The sequence below is a fragment of the Microbacterium sp. UBA3486 genome (assembly GCF_002377845.1).
GTDB lineage: Bacteria > Actinomycetota > Actinomycetes > Actinomycetales > Microbacteriaceae > Microbacterium > Microbacterium maritypicum_A.
Genome location: NZ_DFQP01000077.1, coordinates 44,551 through 65,460, shown reverse-complemented (window position 1 = coordinate 65,460; position 20,910 = coordinate 44,551). Strand labels below are relative to the sequence as shown.

Annotated in this window: 18 protein-coding genes; 11 read left to right on the top strand and 7 right to left on the bottom strand. The window is 70.3% G+C overall.

What is annotated here, in order from left to right:
• Positions 1-25: 25 nt before the first annotated feature.
• A complete protein-coding gene (locus B2869_RS11600) occupies positions 26-415 on the top strand; it encodes a PLDc N-terminal domain-containing protein (protein ID WP_292766632.1) in 390 nt (129 codons plus the stop codon).
• On the opposite strand, the gene B2869_RS11595 is transcribed toward B2869_RS11600, so the two are convergent.
• Genes B2869_RS11595 through B2869_RS11585 form a run of 3 tightly spaced genes read right to left on the bottom strand, consistent with a single transcriptional unit; the run spans position 412 to position 2,677 of the window.
• Positions 412-1,380: an epimerase gene (locus B2869_RS11595; RefSeq protein WP_292766629.1), complete on the bottom strand. Its 969-nt coding sequence runs from the start codon at positions 1,378-1,380 to the stop codon at positions 412-414. The two genes, B2869_RS11600 and B2869_RS11595, sit on opposite strands and share 4 nt — an antisense overlap.
• Positions 1,377-2,009, bottom strand: a complete 633-nt coding sequence (locus B2869_RS11590; RefSeq protein WP_021199940.1) for a DUF4166 domain-containing protein — start codon at positions 2,007-2,009, stop codon at positions 1,377-1,379. The genes B2869_RS11595 and B2869_RS11590 overlap by 4 nt, the downstream gene beginning before the upstream one ends.
• Before the next feature lie 50 nt (positions 2,010-2,059).
• A complete protein-coding gene (locus tag B2869_RS11585) occupies positions 2,060-2,677 on the bottom strand; it encodes a TetR/AcrR family transcriptional regulator (RefSeq protein ID WP_029259583.1) in 618 nt (205 codons plus the stop codon).
• A 108-nt stretch (positions 2,678-2,785) separates the two neighbouring features.
• Between B2869_RS11585 and B2869_RS11580 the strand changes: the two genes are divergently transcribed.
• Positions 2,786-3,592 carry a sugar phosphate isomerase/epimerase family protein gene (locus B2869_RS11580; RefSeq protein ID WP_292766625.1) on the top strand — a complete coding sequence of 269 codons (807 nt, stop codon included), beginning with the start codon at positions 2,786-2,788 and terminating at the stop codon, positions 3,590-3,592.
• Complete coding sequence (locus tag B2869_RS11575; protein WP_292766622.1) at positions 3,592-4,746, top strand: Gfo/Idh/MocA family protein; 1,155 nt, start codon at positions 3,592-3,594, stop codon at positions 4,744-4,746. The genes B2869_RS11580 and B2869_RS11575 overlap by 1 nt, the downstream gene beginning before the upstream one ends.
• Positions 4,747-4,846: 100 nt before the next feature.
• On the opposite strand, the gene B2869_RS11570 is transcribed toward B2869_RS11575, so the two are convergent.
• Together B2869_RS11570 and B2869_RS11565 are read right to left on the bottom strand one after the other, a co-directional pair.
• A complete protein-coding gene (locus B2869_RS11570) occupies positions 4,847-5,818 on the bottom strand; it encodes an NYN domain-containing protein (protein WP_292766619.1) in 972 nt (323 codons plus the stop codon).
• A 2-nt stretch (positions 5,819-5,820) separates the two neighbouring features.
• Complete coding sequence (locus tag B2869_RS11565; protein ID WP_292766616.1) at positions 5,821-6,807, bottom strand: Gfo/Idh/MocA family protein; 987 nt, start codon at positions 6,805-6,807, stop codon at positions 5,821-5,823.
• Positions 6,808-6,912: 105 nt separating this feature from the next.
• Here B2869_RS11565 and B2869_RS11560 point away from each other — a divergent pair, with 105 nt between their 5' ends.
• The 8 genes from B2869_RS11560 to B2869_RS11525 all read left to right on the top strand — a co-directional run bounded on the left by B2869_RS11560 (position 6,913) and on the right by B2869_RS11525 (position 15,914).
• A complete protein-coding gene (locus tag B2869_RS11560) occupies positions 6,913-8,325 on the top strand; it encodes an NtaA/DmoA family FMN-dependent monooxygenase (RefSeq protein WP_292766613.1) in 1,413 nt (470 codons plus the stop codon).
• A gap of 171 nt (positions 8,326-8,496) precedes the next feature.
• Positions 8,497-10,131 (top strand): TIGR04028 family ABC transporter substrate-binding protein, encoded by a 1,635-nt coding sequence (locus B2869_RS11555; RefSeq protein WP_292766610.1) that lies wholly within the window; start codon positions 8,497-8,499, stop codon positions 10,129-10,131.
• Positions 10,132-10,147: 16 nt separating this feature from the next.
• Positions 10,148-11,137: an ABC transporter permease gene (locus B2869_RS11550; RefSeq protein ID WP_292766607.1), complete on the top strand. Its 990-nt coding sequence runs from the start codon at positions 10,148-10,150 to the stop codon at positions 11,135-11,137.
• On the top strand, positions 11,134-12,030 hold the full coding sequence (locus B2869_RS11545; protein WP_292766605.1) for an ABC transporter permease: 897 nt from the start codon (positions 11,134-11,136) through the stop codon (positions 12,028-12,030). The genes B2869_RS11550 and B2869_RS11545 overlap by 4 nt, the downstream gene beginning before the upstream one ends.
• Entirely contained in the window at positions 12,027-13,643 is a 1,617-nt protein-coding gene (locus B2869_RS11540) for a dipeptide ABC transporter ATP-binding protein (protein ID WP_292766602.1), read from the top strand. The genes B2869_RS11545 and B2869_RS11540 overlap by 4 nt, the downstream gene beginning before the upstream one ends.
• Entirely contained in the window at positions 13,640-14,680 is a 1,041-nt protein-coding gene (locus tag B2869_RS11535; RefSeq protein ID WP_292766599.1) for a putative FMN-dependent luciferase-like monooxygenase, read from the top strand. Before B2869_RS11540 ends, B2869_RS11535 begins: the two co-directional genes overlap by 4 nt.
• A complete protein-coding gene (locus B2869_RS11530; RefSeq protein WP_292766596.1) occupies positions 14,677-15,309 on the top strand; it encodes a CMD domain protein in 633 nt (210 codons plus the stop codon). The genes B2869_RS11535 and B2869_RS11530 overlap by 4 nt, the downstream gene beginning before the upstream one ends.
• Positions 15,306-15,914 carry an alkylhydroperoxidase domain protein gene (locus B2869_RS11525; RefSeq protein ID WP_292766593.1) on the top strand — a complete coding sequence of 203 codons (609 nt, stop codon included), beginning with the start codon at positions 15,306-15,308 and terminating at the stop codon, positions 15,912-15,914. Before B2869_RS11530 ends, B2869_RS11525 begins: the two co-directional genes overlap by 4 nt.
• 14 nt (positions 15,915-15,928) lie before the next feature.
• Here B2869_RS11525 and B2869_RS11520 read toward each other — a convergent pair whose 3' ends face one another.
• Together B2869_RS11520 and hrpA are read right to left on the bottom strand one after the other, a co-directional pair.
• Positions 15,929-16,873, bottom strand: a complete 945-nt coding sequence (locus B2869_RS11520; protein WP_292766590.1) for a quinone oxidoreductase family protein — start codon at positions 16,871-16,873, stop codon at positions 15,929-15,931.
• Positions 16,874-16,911: 38 nt separating this feature from the next.
• Positions 16,912-20,862, bottom strand: a complete 3,951-nt coding sequence (hrpA, locus tag B2869_RS11515) for an ATP-dependent RNA helicase HrpA (protein ID WP_292766587.1) — start codon at positions 20,860-20,862, stop codon at positions 16,912-16,914.
• Positions 20,863-20,910 lie beyond the last annotated feature (48 nt).

Genomic DNA, 20,910 nt, shown 5'->3' with positions numbered 1-20,910 from the left:
GCGCGGCGTCGTCTACCCTGAACTCATGTCGTTCCTGTTCTCGCTCCTCGTCATCGCGCTGATGATCGGTGCACTGATCGACATCATCACGCGGGACAGCTCGCTGGTGAAGTTCCTGCCGAAGCTGGCGTGGATCATCATCGTGATCCTGCTGCCGTTGATCGGTGGCCTGCTGTGGTTCGGGCTCGGGCGTGACTACGACGAGTCCGGCATCCAGATGCCGCGGATGCGGAGAGCCGAGCGACCCGCGACGCCGACCGATGTGCGTCCGGCGCCACCCAGGGACACCCGCACGACGGAGCAGCAGATCGCCGACCTCGACCGTGAGATCGAGGAGTGGCGATTGCGCCAGGAGATCGAGAAGAAGCGCGGCACCGACGGCGAGGGGCCCGCCGGGGCGGCGAACGCCGGCTAAGCAGCGGGTTCGCGGTCGAACGACTCGCGGATCGCCTCTTCGAGGGTCGGGTATCGGAACTCGAATCCGGCCGTGGTGAGCTTCTCCGGCAACACCCACCGACTCTTCAAGATCAGCTCGGTCTCGGTGCGCATGCCGATCGCTCCGAGTTCCAGCATCCACCGCGGCATCGGCACACCGATGCGCGCGCCCAGCACCCGACGCACCGTCGCCATGAATTCGACGTTGTCGACCGGGTGCGGAGATGCGACGTTGACGGGCCCTTCGAGGGAAGGCGTCTGCTCGAGGAACTCGATGATGCGGGCCACGTCTTCGATGTGCACCCAGCTGAAGCGCTGGCGGCCGCGACGGGCGCCGGGGAAGTGGCCGGTGCCTGCGGCCCGACGCGCAGCGCTGACCGGCCATCGTCCGTCGTACTGGGATCCGCCGAGCCCGAGCCGGGCGAGGTCTTTCACCGGACCGAGGACACCGCCGTGGCCGAGGACGATGGCGCTGCGCAGCGCGACGCGTCGCGTGGAGGGGAGGTCGTCGGCGAACAGGGCCTTCTCCCAGGCCTTGGCGACCTCGACCGAGAACCCGGTGCCGATCTCGCCGGTCGACTCGGTCATGGCACGGTCTTCCGCATGACGGTAGATGGTCGCGGTCGAGGAGTTCACCCAGAGCGCCGGCGGCGTCGAGGCGCGGGCGATCGCGGTGCTCAAGGATGCCGTCGTGTCGAGGCGTGAGCGGAAGATCTCCGCGCGATTCTCCGGTGTGTAACGACAGTTCACGCTCTTGCCGGCCAGGCCGACCACGAGGGCCGCGCCATCGACGGCGCGGTCGATCTCGACCTGGTCGCCCCAGCGGATATCGGCGCCCGAACGGGAGATCGTGACGACTTCACGGCCCTCGGCGCGGAACCGCGGCAGCAGGAATCTGCCCATGAAACCCGTGGACCCGCCGACCACGACCCGTCCTGCGCTCATGCCATCTGCTCCGTCTCGGAATGGTGGATGCGGTAAGTGAAGTCGCCTCGATACTCGTACACGCGGCCCAGCAGCGGCGCGTCGACGGTCAGCGACATGCGCTGACGGTCGAGGGCGTCGTCGAAGCGTTCGGTGAGGCGGATCACGGGGGTGACCGCACGCGGGAGGCGCACCCGAAGGCGTCCGAGACGCAGGCCGACCGCGCGACTGGTGAGGTGCAGGGCCCCGTGGTGGACGTCCACATCGAAGCAGGCGGCGAGGAGGGCGGGCTCTCCGAGCTCGTCGACCACGCGGCCGTGTCGCGTGAGTGCGGCCGCGTCGCGCATGGTCCACGCGCCGTGACGAAACTGGAAGGTGCGCTCTCCGATGGCCCTCGAAGCGATGGTCCGATTCTCCACGCGGAACGGCACATCGCGCTCCCACCCTGCGGCGACCACCCCGCGGCGCTCGAGCAGCCGGAGCAACGGCCACAGCCATCGCCGCGGGGTGCCGACGCGCCCGAACACCCCATCGCCGATGCCGACGGCGCCGTCGGGGATCGCCTCGAAGTACGTGCGAAGCCGGGGATGCAGCTCATCGATGCGCTCGCCGAGCGCCCGGGCGTAGGGAGACTGCGGCACGGGCGTCACGTTTCGAGCCTAGCCCGGTCGTCGGGGTCCCGATCCGCGCCACGTCCTGTTCAGGATGCGGGTCTCAGCAGTCGATCGAGGAGCGCGAGCGCTTCGTGCTGCGGTGCGGTCTCATCGAGCAGCCACTGCGTCTGCAAGCCGTCGGACGCCGCGACGACGAGGGCGGCGACCGCATCCGGGTCGATGTCGTCGCGGATCCGGCCGTCCTCCTGCTGGCGTCGGACGACGTCGGCGAGTCGGGCGCGGAGGCGGCTGAAGCGACCGGTGGCGAACGTGCGGGCCGCCGGGTGTCCCTCTTCGAGAGCGGTGGCGACGAGGGTCGAGTAGAGCTGGACGAGGCCGGGGATCGCGCGGTTGGTCCGCGCGGATTCGATCATCATCTCCACCGGTGTCGCATCCTCCGGGGGAGAGCTGGACTGCCGGGACGGGACCGTGCTCTCCTCGTAGACGGCGACGAGGAGCTCCTCCAGCGAGCCGAAGTAGTGCGTGAGTGCCGCATGGGTGACCCCGACCTCGCGAGCGATCGCCCGCAGGCTCGTGCGGTCGGCACCGCGCTCGGCGAAGACCTCGATCGCGCGATCGAGGATCTCCTGTCGTCGAGCGATCCCCTTGGCGTACGCGCCGCGTGGGCGGGGAGGATCGGCGTGATCGGACGTGTCGGGGGGCATGTGGCGAGTCTAGTCAATCAAAACTTCCGCATGGAGGTATTTGGTGATAGCGTGCCTGCACGGGACAGCGGTCCCGCCACGTCACCGATGACCGAAGGAGCACGACCGATGACGATCCGGACTTCCCTGCAGCTGTTCACGATCAAGGACGAGCTGGAGGCCGACCTCGAATCCTCCCTGGCGGCGGTCGCCGCCCGCGGATTCACCGCCGTGGAGCCCTATGACTTCGTCCGCCGCGCCGAGCCCCTCGCTGCCGCACTGTCCACCGCCGGGTTGGTCGCCCCGTCCGGCCACGCCTTCCTGGCGTCGGAGTCGTTCGTGAACCCCGACGGCAGCGGCACCACGGTGCCGGTGCCGTCACCCGCTGAGGTCTTCGCCGCAGCGAAGGTGCTCGGCATGGACACGGTCATCGATCCGTACACCGAGCCTGCGCGCTGGGAGTCGGTCGAGCAGATCGAGCAGACCGCGCGACTGCTGAACGAGGCGGCGGAGATCGGTGCGACCGTGGGCGTGCGCGTCGGATACCACAACCACGCACACGAGCTGGAGGCCGTGTTCGACGGCGTCACCGGATTGGAGGTCCTCGCGGGCCTCCTCGACGAGCGCGTCGTGCTCGAGGTCGACCTGTACTGGGTCGCTCGCGGCGGCGTCGACCCCGTCGCGCTGCTCGAGCGTCTGGGCAGCCGCGTCGTGGCCGTGCACGCCAAGGACGGCACGCTCGACCCCGCGCTCGCCGGCGCCTACCCGCCCGCCGACCAGGTGGCCGCGGGCGAAGGCTCCGTTCCGCTCGTCGAGGCCATCGCCGCGGCTCCGGCCCTCGAGCTCGCGATCGTGGAGTTCGACCACTACGAGGGCGAGCTGTTCGACGCCATCGAGCGCAGCCGGGTGTACCTCGACGAGAAGGTCGCCGGCTGATGGTGGGCGACACCCGTTCGTTCGGGGACGGCCCCGTCGGCGTCGGCATCATCGGCGCCGGGAACATCAGTGATCAGTACCTGTCGAACCTGACGACTTTCCCGGATGTGCGCGTCCTCGCGATCGGCGACCTGCTCGAGGACCGCGCGCAGGCGCAAGCCGCGAAATACGGCGTCCCGCGCTCCGGCGGGGTCGACGCGGTGCTCGCCGATCCGGAGATCGACATCGTCGTGAACCTCACGATCCCTGCCGTGCACGTCGAGGTGTCCGAGGCGATCATCGCGGCGGGCAAGCATGTCTGGACCGAGAAGCCGATCGGCGTGAGCCGTGAGGAGTCCCGCCGACTGCTGGAGAAGGCGGATGCGGCCGGTCTCCGCATCGGAGTCGCCCCCGACACCGTGCTCGGACCGGGTGTGCAGACGGCGAAGCGGGCGATCGCGCGCGGCGACATCGGCCGTCCGCTGTTCGCGCAGACCACGTTCCAGTGGTCGGGACCGGAGATCTTCCACCCGAACCCCGCATTCCTGTACGCCAAGGGCGCGGGCCCGCTGCTCGACATGGGCCCCTACTATGTATCGGCCCTCGTGCACGTCTTCGGCCCGGTCGCCTCGGTCGCGGCCCTCGGGCTGCAGGGGACGCCGACGCGGCGTGTGCAGGTCGGCGAGTTGGCCGGTCAGGAGTTCCCGGTCGAGATCCCGTCGACGCTGAGCGTGCTGATGGACTTCGAGCAGGGCGGCCAGGCGCAGAGCGTCTACAGCACCGACTCGCCCGTCATCCGGCAGGGGATCGTCGAGATCACCGGCACCGAGGGCACCATCGTGATCCCCGACCCGAACACCTTCGGCGGCGCGATCTCGATCACCCGACCGCTCACGCGTCTGTTCATCCCACCGGAGCCCGTCCAGCAGGACATCATCGAGGTCGAGCAGGAGGGTGTGCTCTCCGGCCGCGGCGTGGGGCTGCTCGACATGGCACGCTCGATCGCCGCCGGTCGCCCGCACGTGGCGACGGGGGAGTTCGGCTACCACGTGCTCGACACGCTGCTGTCGATCGAGGAGGCCGCCGAATCGCGCAGCTTCGTAGAGGTCGAGAGCACGCTCGATCAGGTCGGTTCGATCGCCGCCGACTTCGACCCGTTCGAGGCGACCCTCTGACCGCAGCCGGTGGCGGCGGCGGAGGTTCGGATCACCGCGCCTTCGTCGCCACCGACCGGATCAGGGGGCAGATTCGTGTGCTGATCAGGCAGCGGGTCGATCAGGCGGCGGGCTCGCGCAGACGGACGAGTCGCTCGTGCCCGGTCTCCTCCAGTTCGGCGATGTCGTCGCGCGACTTCAGGAAATCGGAGAACGAGCGGTAGCCGAGGGCCTTCTCACTGAAGGACGGATCCATGCGGCGCATGTGCGTCTTGACCGCTGAGCTGTGCAGCCACTCGTCGGCGTCGACCTTGTCGTGGCCGAGACGCAGCGCGCGTTCGAGCAGTTGGGTCGCCTCGCCCTGCTCGTCGAGCTTGGGCTCCTCGACCTTGGGTGCGGCCGCCTTCGACTTCGCCCGGCGCGGGGTCTTCGCCTTGACCGCGTCCGCGACATCGGGCGCAGCCTCGGGCGCGGGCTCCGCGACGGCCTCGGCCTTCGCGGCGACGGCGGGCGCCGCCTTCACGGGGCGGACCACACCGGGAAGCGAGTCGTAGGATTCGAACTCGTCGCACGCGGCGGCCAGCGACTTGGCTGTGGAGCCCGACACTCCGACGCCGATCACGTAGCGTCCGAGACGCTTGCACCGCTGAGCCAGCGGCACGTAGTCGCTGTCGCCCGCCACGATCACGACGTGCGTGAGGTCGGGCAACCGGAACATGTCCTCGACCGCATCGACGGCGAGGCGGATGTCGGCGCCGTTCTTGGCGTAGGCGGCTGCCGGGAACAGCTGCACGAGGTCGACGGCGCGCGCCACGAGCTGCGAACGGTACTCGGCGTTCACGGGAGACGACCAGTCGGCGTAGGCCCTCGTGAGCACCAGGGTGCCGAACGAGGCCGCGTAGTCGATGATGGCGCCGACCTCGATCATCGCGCGACTCAGCCGGTCGGTGACCTCGGGATCGTTCGGGTTCTCGCTGATCCGCTGACGGTCCTTGCCGTAGGCGTTGCGTCCGTGCACGCGGTCGTACCAGGAGATGACGATGTTGTCGAAGTCGAGGTAGACGGCCACGCGGGCATCGGTGGTCTCGGCCATGATCAGACCTCCTCACGGGGATAGCGGACGCCGATCTGCGCTCTGATCTCGTCGAGAGTGCCCATGATGGCGACGCTCTCGGCGATGGGCAGGATGTCGCCCTCGAGGATGCCGTCGCGGACGAGCCGCTCGGCGGCGAGTGCCTGGTACTGCATCCCGCGGCCCTCGACCTCGGACGTGTAGGTCTCGTGAACGGTGCCGTCGGCGAGGACGACCCGGAACGTGGTCGGGCTGTACCAGACCGTATCGATGTCGATGCGGGCGGCCGTGCCGATGATGCTCGCGACGTTGGGTCCGGCGGCGCGCGACGACGACAGACTGGTCGAGATCGCTCCGCCCTCGTGCGTCATGACGGTCGCGACCTCGGAGTCGGCTCCGGTCTCCACGAGCCGGCCGACGGCGTGGAGCGTGGTCGGTGCACCGAGGATGTCCCAGATGAAGGAGATCGGGTAGATCCCGAGGTCGAGGAGCGCGCCGCCGCCGAGCTCGAGGGCATTGAGGCGGTGGGTGGGGTCGGAGGGCAGCAGCTGCGTGTGGTCGGCGCTCACCGCGCGGATCTCGCCGAGGACGCCGTCGGCGATGAGCTCGCGGATGCGGACCATGTGCGGCAGGTAACGGGTCCACATCGCCTCCATGACGAGCAGGCCGCGTTCGGCCGCAAGCGCCTGCAGATCCTCCGCCTCGGCGCGGTTCAGCGTGAACGCCTTCTCGGCGAGCACGTGCTTGCCGTTCTCGAGCGCGAGCCGGGCGTTCTCGTGATGCATGGGGTGCGGCGTCGACACGTAGATGATGTCGACGTCCGGATCGGACACCAGCGCCTCGTACGAGGGGTGCGCGCGGGGGATGTCGAAACGGGCGGCGAACGCGTCCGCCGACTCCTGCGAGCGGGACCCGACGGCCACGAGGTCGAGCCCCGCGGTTCTCAGATCGGACGCGAATGCGCCGGCGATACCGCCGGTCGCGAGGATTCCCCACCGAAGACCTGTCATGGTCTCAGCGTAGGGGGTGTGCCGGCTGTGACGGACTGTTACATCCCGTGACGCCCGGCATCGGCGCCCTGGCAGCGGAGGGTCGACGGCTCCTACCGTGACGCCATGACCGAACCCCTCATCATCGGCGCCATGGTGCGCACCCTGGGCGCGTACCCCTCGGGCTGGCGGCAGCCCGGCGCGCATCGTGATCCCGCGTCCGACGCCGACATCCTGCGGCGCATCGCGCGGGAGGGGGAGGACGCCGGCCTCGACTACCTCTTCTTCGGGGACTGGCTCGCCACCGGCCCGGATCTGGAGTTCCGCGACCCGTACCTGCTGGCCCGCATCGATCCCGTGAGTGCCGTGCTCTTCCTCGCGGGGGTGACCTCGCGGATCGGCCTGATCGCCACGGTCAACACCACGTACGCCGACCCGTACACGACGGCACGCTCGCTGGCGTCCCTCGACGTGCTCACCCGAGGCCGTGCCGGGATCAACCTCGTCACCGGCGCCGAGCCGCGTGCAGCGGGCAACCACGGCCGCGAGGCGCACGCCGACAACGACTCCCGCTACGACCGGGCGGAGGAGTTCGTCGAGGCACTGCGCCGACTGTGGGACTCGTGGGGCGAGGACGCCTGGATCGCCGACGCCGACCGCGGGGTGCTGATCGACCCGGAGGCACTCCGCGCCGCAGACCTGCGGGGGACGCAGGTGCGCGTCACGGGACCGCTCAACGTCGCCCGCCCGCCGCAGGGACAGATCCCGATCGTGCACGCGGGGACGTCGCCGCGCTCGAGGGCACTCGCGGCCGCCGAAGCCGATCTCGCGCTGACGGCCGCGCCCACGCTGGCCGATGCGATCGCGACCCGTCGACTGCTGCGTGACATCGCGGCGGAATCCGGACGATCGCCGGATGCGCTGAAGGTGATCGCCCCGGTGCTTCCCGTCGTCGCGGACACGGATGCCGACGCGCGACGCATCGTGGAGCGGCTGCTCGCCCTGGTGCCGCTGGCCGAGGGACACCAGGCGGCCAGAACGGCGTTCCCGTCGAATCGCACCGTCGCCGCGCTCGCCGATGCATTCGACGTCCCGCTCGACGACCCGCTGCGCACCTCGACCTTCGACGCGCCCGTGACCTCTGCGGAGGCCCTGCGGCTGGGAGAGCGCGGCGCCGCGCTGATCGAGCGCCTCGGCATCATCGCCGGGCTGCGCGTCTCCGCATCGAAGGTCTCCGGATCGGGCATCGGGAACGGCGATCCGCTCACATGGCGGCACCTGGTCGCCGCGCATGCGGTGCCGGCGGCGTTCGTCGTGGGAGACGCGGCGACGATCGCCGACCATTTCGAGACCTGGCGTGAGGAGGGCGCCGCGGACGGGTTCAACGTGCTGTCGGCGTTCCAGCCCGCGCAGTTCGAGGCTTTCACGCGACAGGCGGCTCCCGAGCTGCGTCGTCGCGGCCTGCTGCGAGACGCGCAGGAGAGCACCCGAGCGACCCTCCGCGACCGTCTGCGCATTTCCTCGTATGTCGACGCGTGACCACGCGTGTCGCCACGCGACACCCGGAGTCGGCCACCTCGCGCCGGAGGAGCCGCGATTCCTACGGTGAAGTCACCTCACCACAGCACCAGAAGCACACCACAGCACCCGAAGCACCGCACCCGAAGCACCGCACCCGAAGCACCGCACCCGAATCCTGGAGGCCCACCCATGAACCGTCGTCTCATCCGCGCCGCCGCCATCGCGCTGCCGCTCGTCCTCGCGGGCAGCCTCGCCGCCTGCGCGTCGACGCCCGCACCGGCGAACTCGCCTGCCGAAGGCGGCGACCCCGTCACAGGAGGAACGCTCACCTACCTCGAGCACCAGGCGTACACGAATCTCTACCCGCCGCAGGCCGGCTTCTACCCGAACGGCGGCATCGTGAACAACATCGCGGCCCGTCTCACCTGGCAGAATCCGGACACACTCGAGATCGAGCCCTGGATCGCCTCCGACTGGACCGTGAACGACGACGCCACCGAGTACACGTTCACCCTCAACCCCGACGTCACGTTCTCGGACGGCACGGTGCTCGACGCTGCGGCCGTGAAGAAGAACTTCGACACCTACGGGCTGGGCGATGCCGAGCGGGGACTCACGGTCTCCGAGGCGATCAACAACTACGCCAGCAGCGAGGTGGTCGACGAGGACACCGTCACGTTCCATTTCTCGGCGCCGTCGCCCGGGTTCCTGCAGGCGACCTCGACGATCAACTCGGGCCTCCTGTCGCCTGCGACCCTCGACGGCACGATCGAGGATTTCGGTGCGGGCAACGCGGCCGAGATCATCGGCTCGGGGCCGTTCACCGTCACGGGAGAGAAGCTCGGCACCGAGTACACGCTCACCGCCCGCGACGACTACGACTGGGGCCCCGACAGCGTCGACAACGACGGCCGCCCCTACCTGGATGCCGTGCACGTGCTGATCACGCCGGAGGACTCGGTGCGCATCGGCTCGCTGCTCGCCGGCCAGGCCGACTACGTCCGCTACGTGCAGGCGTTCGACGAGGACCGCGTCGAGGGGGCCGGCTTCACGCTCTACGCCCCGCAGACCCGCGGCGTGAACAACTCGATCGCCCTCCGTCCCGAGAACCCGCTGCTCACCGACATCCGCGTCCGGCAGGCGATCATCTCCGCCGTGGACGCGCAGGAGATCGTGGACACGCTCTTCACCGAGAACTACCCGGTGGCGACCTCGGTGCTGTCCTCTCAGGCCCTCGGCTACAAGGACGAATCAGAGCACTACGAGTACGACCCGAAGAAGGCCGAGAAGCTGCTCGACGAGGCCGGATGGAAGCCCGGTGCCGACGGCATCCGCGAGAAGGACGGAGAGCGTCTCGCGATCACGGTCTACGAGGCGAAGCCCCAGCCCCTGTCGAAGCAGACCCTCGAACTCGTCGCGCAGCAGCTGGCGAAGGTGGGCGTCGAGCTCTCGGTCAAGCCCGGCGACGCGGGCAGCTACGCCGAAGACACCCGTGACCCGCTGAAGACCGGCTTCTACCACTCGATGGTCGGCCGGGCGGATCTCGACGTGATCAAGAGCCAGTACTTCACGAAGAACCGCGACGTGCTCATCTCGAAGGATGCGAAGCTCGACGAGCTGCTCCTCGCGGTGGCCTCCGAGCCCGACGCCGACAAGCGCGTCGCCGCGTCGCAGGCCGTGCAGGATTACATCGCCGAGCAGGCCTACGTCATCCCGCTGTTCGAGGAGCCGCAGGTGTACGGCACGGCGACATATGTGCACGGCGTCGCGTTCGAGTCGGTGGGGCGCCCGACGTTCTCCGGCGTCTGGCTCTCCGAGCACTGATCGGCATGGTGCGTCGATGAATTTCGTCCTCCGACGAGCCGGGCAGGCCGCGATCGTTCTGATCGCGGCCTTCACGGCCACCTTCTTCCTGCTGCAGCTGTTGCCGGGCGATGCGATCCTGATCAAGTTCTCCGACCCCAGCCTCGGGCTGTCGCCGGATCAGCTCGACAGCATCCGCGCCACGTACGGTGCCGACCTGCCCTGGTGGCAGCAGTACGTGCACGCAGGGCTCGGCTTCCTCGCCGGGGACTTCGGATTCTCGACGCAGTTCGGCACGCCGGTGCTGGCGATGCTCGCCGAGGCGCTGCCGGCGACACTGCTGCTCGCGTCGCTCGGACTCCTCGTCGCGCTGCTGCTGGCGGTCCTGATCGCGGGGCTCTCGTCCCTCGCGCCGTTCGCCTGGCTGCGTGATGGTCTGCGCCAGATCCCCGGACTCTTCGTCGCCGTGCCGGTGTTCTGGCTGGGCATCCTGCTCATCCAGGTGTTCTCGTTCGGACTCGGCTGGGTGCCGATCGTCGGGGCCGACCCGGCGAGCGGGCTCATCCTCCCCGTGCTGACCCTCGCGGTGCCGATCTCGGCGCCCTTGGCGCAGGTGCTGGTCCGGGCGATCGATCAGGTGCAGGCGCAGCCGTTCGTCACGGTGGTGCGCGCGAAGGGCGCGCCGCCGCTGTGGGTGCTCACGCGTTCGGTCGCCCGCAACGCCGCGGTGCCGACGTTGACCATCGCCGGCGTGCTGTTCGGAGAGCTCGTCGGGGGAGCGGTCGTGACCGAGACCGTGTTCGGTCGCACGGGAGTGGGCAGGCTCACGGAGCAGGCCGTCGCGAACCAGGACATCCCGGTGCTGCAGGGCGTCGTGCTGCTCTCGGCTCTCGGTTTCGTGGTCATCAGCTTCGCGGTCGACCTCGTCACCCCGCTCATCGACCCGCGCCAGCGGACGCTCACGCGCTCCCGCCCATCCGCCGCGTTCGCCGCCTCGAAGCCCGCACCTCAGGAGGTGTCTTCATGACCGCTCCCGTGATCGCCGAGACGAGTCTCGAGCCCGGAGCCGTGCCGGCACCGATCCCTCAGGAGCAAGCGCCGGCACCTCGGCGGCGTGGTCGTCTGCGCGGCCGCGCCTGGGGTCTGTATCTGGCGCTCGCCGTCGTGGCGCTCGCCGTGCTCTGGGCAGTCATCCCCGGGGTGTTCGCCCCCGGCGACCCTCTCACCGGCGTACCGGCCGACAAGCTGCTGCCGCCGAGCGCCGCCCACTGGTTCGGAACCGACACCCTCGGACGCGACCTGTTCGGACGCGTCGTCCATGGCGCGGTGCATTCGCTCTCCGGCGCGCTGATCGCGGTCACGGTCGGCCTCGCGCTCGGCACGGTGCTGGGCGCGATCGCCGGGGCCGTGGGCGGTGTGGTCGATGACGTGCTCATGCGCGTCGTCGACGTGCTCCTCGCGATCCCCGGGCTCCTGCTGTCGCTGTCGGTCATCATCCTGCTCGGATTCGGCACCGTCAATGCCGCCATCGCGGTCGGTCTCGGCAGCGTCGCCGCCTTCGCCCGGCTGATGCGCGCCGAGGTCGCCCGCGTGCGGCGCACCGAGTACGTCGAGGCGGCCTTCGGCAGCGGCGCCACCTTCTTCGCGGTGCTGCGTCGGCATGTGCTGCCCAATTCGCTCACACCCATCGTGGCGCTCGCTGCGCTGCAGTTCGGCACCGCGATCCTGGCGATCTCGACTCTCGGCTTCCTCGGCTACGGCGCCCCGCCGCCCACCCCGGAATGGGGGCTGCTGATCGCCGAAGGACGCAACTACGTGGGGACCGCCTGGTGGCTCACGGCACTTCCCGGTCTCGTCGTCGTCGCGGTCGTGCTCAGCGCCAACCGCATCAGCCACCGCATCGGAAGGGGGACGCGATGAGCGTTCTGGCTGCGACGGATCTGCGGATCTCCTACGGGGGTCGCGAAGTCGTGCACGGCATCTCGTTCGAGATCGAGGAGGGCGAGACCCTCGCGCTCGTCGGCGAGTCGGGATCGGGCAAGTCCACGACCGCTCATGCGCTCCTCGGTCTGCTTCCGGCCGGCGGGACGGTCGATGGCGGGACCGTGGCACTCGGAGACCTCGACATCTCCGGATGGACCGATCGCGCGCTTCGGGGCATCCGCGGCGCGGAGATCGGCCTCGTGCCGCAGGACCCCACGACCTCGCTCGATCCGGTGCGTACGATCGGCGCGCAGGTCGAGGAGATCCTGCGCCTGCACGGACACCGGGACCGGCGTTCGCGTCGCGCGCGTGCGATCGAGCTGCTCGACCGCGTCGGCATCGACGATCCGGACCTGCGGGCGCGCCAGTACCCGCACGAGCTCTCCGGCGGTATGCGGCAGCGCGTGCTGATCGCGACCGCGATCGCCCTGCAGCCGCGCCTGCTGATCGCGGACGAACCGACCAGCGCCCTCGATGCCACGGTGCAGCGCAAGGTGCTCGACCTGCTCGACGAGCTGCAACGTGAGGAGGGCACCAGCATCCTGCTCGTGACCCACGACCTCGGTGTGGCCGCCGATCGCGCGGAAAGGCTGGTCGTGCTCAAAGACGGCCGGATCGTGGAGCAGGGCCCGAGCGCAGCGGTGCTCGCTGCGCCGTCCGACCCGTACACGCGGCAGCTGCTCGCCGATGCTCCTGCATTCACGACCGGATTCCGCCGCCCGGAGGCGCCGCCGTTCCTGCGGGACGCGGCGGCCGTCGCCGCGGAGAACCCCTATGCGATCGTGGCCGAGGGGCTCGTGAAGGAGTTCCGCGTCGCGGGGCGCGAGCGCTTCCGCGCGGTCGACGACGTCTCGTTCCGCGTGCGTCGGGGCACCACTCACGCTCTCGTCGGGGAGTCCGGGTCAGGCAAGACGACCACGGCGCGGCTGGTCACGCGCTTCCATCAGCCCGACGCCGGCACGATCGAGGTCGACGGCGAAGACGTGACCCACGCGAAGCGCGAACAGCTGCGCGCGCTGCGCCGACGCGTGCAACTCGTCTACCAGAACCCGTTCGCCTCGTTGGATCCTCGTCAGCACATCATCGACATCGTGGCGGAGCCGCTGCAGAACTTCCGCGTCGGATCGAGCGCCGAGCGCCGAGAGCGGGCGCTGGCCCTCCTCGACCGGGTCTCGCTCCCGGCCGACGTCGCGAGGCGCACTCCGCGCGAGCTCTCGGGTGGCCAGCGACAGCGCGTCGCGATCGCCAGGGCGCTCGCGATCGATCCGGAGGTCGTGGTGCTCGACGAGGCGGTGTCGGCACTGGACGTGACCGTGCAGGCGCGCATCCTCGAGCTGCTCACCTCGCTGCAGTCCGAGCTCGGGCTCACGTACCTGTTCATCTCGCACGACCTCGCGGTGGTGCGCAGGATCAGCCACACGGTCTCGGTGATGCGTCGTGGCCGGATCGTCGAGGAAGGGCAGACGGAGGAACTCTTCCGCGACCCGCAGCACGACTACACCCGGGAGCTGCTCGCCGCTGTCCCCGGACGAACGGAGACCGTCGTATGACCACCGCACCCACCGTCGCCTTCTTCACCCGCCTGCTCGACGACGCTGCACCTGTCGAAAGGTATGCGCTCGCGACCGCGCAGATCCAGCAGGCCGAGCGGCACGGGATCGGGAGGGCCTGGGTCGCCCAACACCACTTCCACGCGGCCGAGGGCGGGCTGCCGTCCCCTCTGGTGTTCCTCGCCCACGTGGCCGCCGTGACCCGCGGCATCCGGCTCGGAACCGGGGTCATCACCCTGCCGCTGGAGGATCCGGTGCGGGTGGCCGAAGATGCCGTAGTCGCTGATCTGCTCTCCGGGGGGCGCGTGGATCTGGGACTCGGCAGCGGCGGGACACCGTCGTCGTTCGTGCCCTTCGGGGAGGACGTGCGCGACAAGGCACCGACCTACGACCGCAAGCTGCGCACGCTGCTCGACGGGCTGGCGGGTCGCGACATCGGGGCGGGCAACACGCTCTACCCGGATGCCGGAGATCTCGCCGACCGCATCTGGCAGGCCACCTTCTCGGCGCCCGGTGGGCACCGCGCCGGGGTGCACGGGCACGGACTACTGCTCTCGCGCACGCAGCCTCGCCGCGCCGACCGACAGCACGCACCGCTCTCCGAACTGCAGGATCCGATCATCGACGCGTACCTCGAGGCGCTTCCGGCCGGGGTGGAGCCGAGGATCACCGCGTCGCGGACCGTGTTCGTCGCGGACGACCGCGCCGAAGCGCTGCGGTTCGCCGAGGTCGGGCTGCGCCGGGCGGCGGAGGGCTTCCGCCGACAGGGGCAGACCATCCCCGGAGACAGCATCGACGAGTTGATCGCCGCTCTCGACACGCACCTCGGCACGCCCGAGGAAGTGGCAGAGTCGCTCGCCGCCGACACCACTCTCGCCCGCGCGACCGAGGTGGCCTTCCAGGTGCACTCGGTCGACGCCCCGCACGAGCACGTGCTGCGATCCATCGCCCTCTTCGCCGATGAGGTCGCGCCGGCCCTCGGCTACGCACTCAGCCCTTCCGCCCCAGACACCCTCACCATCAAGGAGAACGCATGACCGACGACATCGTGGACCGCATCGTGGAGGTGACGCCGGAGCTGGATGCGCTGCGCCGTCGCCGGCCGGTCACCCGAGAGCAGTTGCAGGCGAGCTTCGACGCACTCTTCCGACCGGTCACGGTCGAACACGTCTCGCAGGCGGAGCGCGAGCTCGTCGCCGCCTTCGCGACGGGGCTCGCCGGAGCGGATGACGCGACCGCGGTGTTCTATGCCGACCGCGCACAGGACGCGGATCCGGAGACCGCGAGCGTCGTGCTCACCGAGGCCGCCGGCGCGGCCGTCAGCGGACCCTTCGGCGCGTACACCGAGCTGGGGCTGCAGGAGGAGAACACGGAGGGGGAGCGGTACGTCCCCTCCGACGCGGTCACCGCGGTCATCGGTGAGCGCCTCGCCGCGGCCCTCGCACACACGCACCTGCTCGTGTTCCGGCCCCGCGAGGCCTCGGGAGCCGACCTCGGGCGGCTGCTCGACGCCGGGTGGTCGACCGACGGGATCGTGACGCTGTCGCAGCTGGTGTCGTTCCTCGCCTTCCAGCAGCGCGTCGTCACCGGACTCCGCGTGCTCGGGGCCGCGGGGCTGGCGACCGCTCCCGATACCGCCGTCTCCGAGGAAGAGGAAGCCGCATGACCATCGAACAGACCGTGCTCCGTCACGACGACGCTCCGCACCCGCACGCCTTCACCCGCGGGGAGGTCGGCTGGGTCCCGCACCTGGAACCCCTCGCGGAGGAGGAGCTGACGGCGCGGCACCACGACGGTCTCGTCGACGCCGCGCGGGCGAAGAACGACTACTTCCGACTGCTCGCCCGCGATCCCGAGGTGCTCAGGGCGCGGACCCTCGTCGACAAGGACATCTTCTACAACGCGGCCGAGGGGCTCCCGCGTGCCGACCGCGAGCTGGCGGCCACTGCGGCATCCCGCCGCAACGGCTGCGTGTTCTGCGCGTCGGTGCACTCGCGGTTCGCCGCACACCACAGCAAGCGCGTCGACGACGTCGACCTGCTGCTCGACGAGGGCGTCGATGCGGACCTGGGCGAGCGGTGGAACGCGATCGTCGCGGCATCCGTCGCGCTCACCGATACCCCCAGCGCATTCGGCGAGGAGGAGATCGGGCGGCTGCGCGCGGCAGGGCTCGACGATCTGGAGGTCGCCGACGTGATCCACGGTGCCGCGTTCTTCAACTGGGCGAACCGGCTGATGCTGTCGATCGGACGGCCGGTGGCGCCGGCCTGACCCGGAGCCCCGCGCTATGGCAGCAGGATGATCTTGCCCGAGGCGGCGCCGGATTCCATGAGCTCATGGGCCTGCGCCGCTTCGGCGAGCGGCAGCTGCGGTCCGAGCTCGATCGTGAAGTCGCCGGTGTCCAGGAGTGCGATCGTCTCGGACAGCGCCTCGGCGCGCCAGGCGAGTTCCTGGTCGGTCAGCGGCACCGGCGATCCACCGGAGAAGGCGCGGATGCCGAAGGACGCAGCATCCGGACCCCGCACGATCGTGGCGATGCGGTCGCGGTCGGACACCAGCGCGAGCGAGGTCTCGATCGCCTCGTCGGTGCCCGCGCAATCGAGCACCACCGTGACGGCGGACGGAGCCGCCTCACGGACCCGGTCGAGCAGGCCGTCGCCGTAGGCCACCGGGATGGCGCCGAGCTCGCGCAGCTGGTCGTGACGGGCGGGGCTTCCGGTCGCGATCACGGTCGCGCCCCAGGCGACGGCGAACTGCACGGCTGCCTGTCCGACGGCTCCGGAGCCTCCGTGCACGAGCAGCACGTCGCCCTCGGTCACCCCGAGCGAGCGCAGCGCCTGGTAGGCGGTTCCGGCGGGGATGCCGATGCCCGCGCCCTCTGCGGTGGTCACGGAGTCGGGGAGCTTCGCGAGGTTCCCGGTCGGGACGGCGAGCGCCGAAGCGTAGGTGCCGTGCCCATCGCGGATCGCCACCCGGTCGCCGACCGCGAAGTCGTCGACGCCTTCGCCGAGTGCTTCGACGACACCGGCACCGTCGAAGCCGACCGGACGCGGTTCGGTGATCGGCGGCGACGGGCGCTTGCCGCCGCGCAGCTTCGCATCGATCGGGTTCGCCCCCGCCGCCTCGATGCGGACCACGACCTCGCCGCGGCCCGCCACGGGGTCGGGGATCTCGATCAGATGCAGGACAGCGGGGGAGCCGATTTCGGTGTACACGATCGCGCGAGCCATGCGTTCAGGCTACCCGCGCCGAGAGTGGCGGTCGCGGCTCAGCGCCCGGACAGCACCTTCATGATGCGCTGCGGCGACACCGGCTGCGCGGTGCCCAGACGCTGCGCGAACACGCTGACGCGGTACTCCTCGAGCAGCCAGCGCACCTCCACGAGCGCCGGCGAGGCGTCGGCCGCGAGCGGGATCGTGCCACCGGCGTCTTCGAAGGCCTTCGCCATCCGCTCGTACTCGGTCAGGCGTGCACGGTCCTTGCCGGGCTCGCTGGACAGGGTCTTCAACCGGTCGAGCATCCCCTCCAGGTACCGGGGGAAGTGCGCGAGGCGGTCGACACCGGCGGTGGAGACGAACCCGGGGTGCAGCAGTCCGCTCAACTGGGTGCGGATGTCGTTCAGCGGGCCGAGGAGGGCGAGCGAGTTCTGCGACTTGATGCCGCGCTCCACGTCGCGTGACTTCGTGAGGATGCGTGCGACCAGGGAGACGCAGGCGAACAGTTCGTCGACGAGGACGGCGGAGACCGCGTCGCGCACGCGGGCGAAACCCGCCTCGTCGCGCACGATGCCATCCGGCACGATGCCTTCGATGACTGTGCGGGCGACCGCCGCACGCGAGTCCTCGATGAGGGCGGCGGCCGACGGATAGGGTGAGGCGGCGAGGGCGAGCTTCTCCTGGCTCGTCAGGTGCTCCTGCACGTACGAGGAGGGCGAGGGCACACCCAGCAGAACGAGGCGCAGCACGCCGTCGCGGGTGGCGGCCGCCGCGGCATCCGGGGTCGATTCGACGCGCACCGACACGCTCTTGCCCTGGTCGACGATGGCCGGGTACCCCCGCACGACGCCGCCGGCGACGCGGGTGTCGAGCACCTCGGGCAGTTCGCCGAACGTCCACGCCGTGAGGCCGGTCTGCTCGATCGGTGCCGACGCGATGCGTTCGATCCCCCCGCGCTCGGTGCCGCGTCTCGCTCCCGTCCCCCCGGAGCGGGGAGGAGCTGCGATCGAGCGGGCGACGCTGCTGCGGGCGCGGTCCGAGAGCTGGGTCTGCAGCGCCCGCAGGTCGCGTCCGGAGCCGACGATCCTGCCGCGTTCGTCGACGGCGCGGAAGTTCATGCGCAGGTGCGGGGGCACGCGCTCGTCGTCGAAGTCGGCGGCGGAGACCAGCTGGTTCGCGAGGGGCTGGATGCGGCGGGCGAGCGCCTCCTTGAGCGTGCGCGGAGGCAGGCCGCCGTGCGACTCCGGCCCCTCCTCGACGAGCTCGGCACCGAACTTCTCGGCCCAGTCGGCGGCGGGGACCACGTGGCGACGGATCGCCTTGGGGAGGGCGCGCAGCAGGCCCGTCACCAGCTCGGCACGCAGGCCGGGAACCTGCCAGTCGAAGCCGCGGTCCTCGATCTGCGCGAGGAGCGGCAGCGGCACGACCACGCTCACGCCGTCGTCGTCGGCGCCCGGCTCGAACCGATACGCGAGGCCGAGCACCTGGTCGCCCTGGGTCCACCGGGTCGGGAACTCGCGCTGATCCGCACGCTCCTCGTCGTCGATCAGGTCGCTCTCGCGCATCACGAGCAGCTTCGGCGTCGTCGCCATGGCCTCTCGCCACCAGCTCTCGAACGACCGCACGTCGAACACCTCGGCGGGGATGCGCTCGTCGTAGAAGCGGAACACGGCTTCGTCGCCGGCGAGGATGTCGCGGCGACGCTCGCGCTCCTCGAGCTTCTCGAGGCGCTTGCGCAGTTCGGCGTTGCTGCGCCAGAACGCGCTCACCCGCTTGTCGATCCGTGTCGGATCCCACTCGCCCTCGACGAGAGCGTGCCGCACGAACAGCTCGCGTGAAGCGGCGCGGTCGACGCGGGCGAACTGCACGCGCCGACGCGGGATGATCTCGAGGCCGAACAGGGTCACCTTCTCGAAGGCGACCGCAGCACCGGCATCCTTCGACCAGTGCGGCTCGGTGACCTGACGCTTGGCGAGGTCGCCGGCGAGGGGCTCGGCCCAGGCGGGGTCGATCGCGGCGACCGTGCGGGCGAACGTGCGGGAGGTCTCGACGATCTCGGCGGCGATCACCGCACGCGGACTCTTCTTGCGCAGACCGGAGCCGGGGAAGATCGAGAAGCGGATGCCGCGCGCCCCGCGGTACTCGGCGATGCGACGGCCTTTCGGTTCCTTCGCAGGGGAGTGCGCCTTGCCTGCGGGGGCCGTGCGCTCGTCGAGGATGCCGATCTGCGAGAGCAGGCCCGACAGCAGTGCACGGTGGATGGCATCGGGATCGCTGGTGCCGCCGTCGTCGCCCGCTCTCCGGTCGTCGCGGGGGCGGTCGGGCGTCTTCACGAGCGTGCGCAGCTGGCGATGCACGTCGAACCACTCGCGCACCCGCACGTAGTTGAGGTGCTCGGAACGGCACAGGCGGCGGAACGCGCTCGAGCCGAGCTCGCGCTGCTGCTCGCGCAGGTGGTTCCAGAGGTTCAGCAGGGTGAGGAAGTCACTGGTCGGGTCCACGAAACGCGCGTGCATCCGGTCGGCTTCGTCCCGGCGCTCCTCCGGCCGCTCCCGCACGTCCTGGATGGTCATGCCCGAGACGATCGCGAGCACGTCACGCGTCACGGTGCCGCCGGAGTCCGCCTTCCCTGCTTCGATCAGCATGCGCGCGAACCGCGGATCGATCGGCATGCGGGAGATGTCGCGACCCGTGCGGGTGAGGTGCGGGGTACCGTCTCGGCGCGATGCCTCGACGGCGCCGAGCTCGGTGAGCAGGTCGAACGCGGCCTTCACGCCCCGCGAGTCGGGCGGGGTGAGGAAGGGGAACGCGGTGATGTCGCCGAATCCGAGCGACAGCATCTGCAGGATGACCGAGGCCAGCGAGGTGCGCAGGATCTCGGGCTCGGTGTACTCCGGTCGCTTGTCGTAGTCCTCTTCCGAGTAGAGACGGATCGCGATGCCGTCGCTGGTGCGGCCCGCACGGCCCGAACGCTGATTGGCCGAGGCCTGGGAGACAGCCTCGATCGGCAGGCGCTGCACCTTGGACCGGTTGCTGTACCGGGAGATACGCGCGGTGCCGGTGTCGATCACATATTTGATGCCGGGCACCGTGAGGCTGGTCTCGGCGACGTTCGTGGCGAGGATCACCCGGCGGCGCACGCCGGCCACCCGGCTGCGCTCGAACACCCGATGCTGGTCGGCGGCGGAGAGCCGTCCGAACAGCGGCAGCACCTCGGTGGGGGCGCGGTCGCTCGCGTAGGCGCCGCGCACGGCATCGGCGGCATCGCGGATCTCGGCCTCGCCGGGGAGGAAGACGAGCACATCGCCCGGTGCTTCCCGGTCGAGCTCGCGCAGGGCCGCGACGATCGCCGAGACCTCGTCCTCCGGCTCGGTTGGCGCGCCCTCTTCGTCTGCATCCTCGACCGGCCCGCGGTAGCGGATCTCCACCGGATAGGTGCGGCCGGAGACCTCGATGATCGGTGCCGGGGTGCCGTCCGGAGCGGCGAAGTGCTTGGCGAAGCTCTCCGGATCGATCGTCGCCGAGGTGATGATCACCTTGAGGTCGGGGCGCTCCGGGAGGATGCGGGACAGGTAGCCGAGCAGGAAGTCGACATTGAGGGAGCGCTCGTGCGCCTCGTCGATGATGATCGTGTCGTAGCGGGTGAGCAACCGGTCGCGGTGGATCTCGTTGAGCAGGATGCCGTCGGTCATCAGGGCGATGCGCGTGACGTCCGACACCTTGTCGGTGAACCGCACCTTGTATCCGACGAGCGTGCCCAGCTCGACGTGGAGCTCTTCGGCGACGCGCTCGGCGATCGTGCGGGCGGCGAGGCGTCGCGGTTGCGTGTGGGCGATGCGCTCCCGACCGAGTTCCAGGGCGATCTTCGGCAGCTGGGTGGTCTTTCCCGATCCGGTCGCACCGGCGACGATCACGACCTGGTGGTCGCGGATGGCGTCGGCGATCTCAGCCCTGGCGGCGCTGACCGGCAGCTCCGGGGGATAGGAGATCACGGGGGAAGACATAGCCCTCCATCGTATGCCGGGATCGGTCATCCACGCACCGATGCCGGC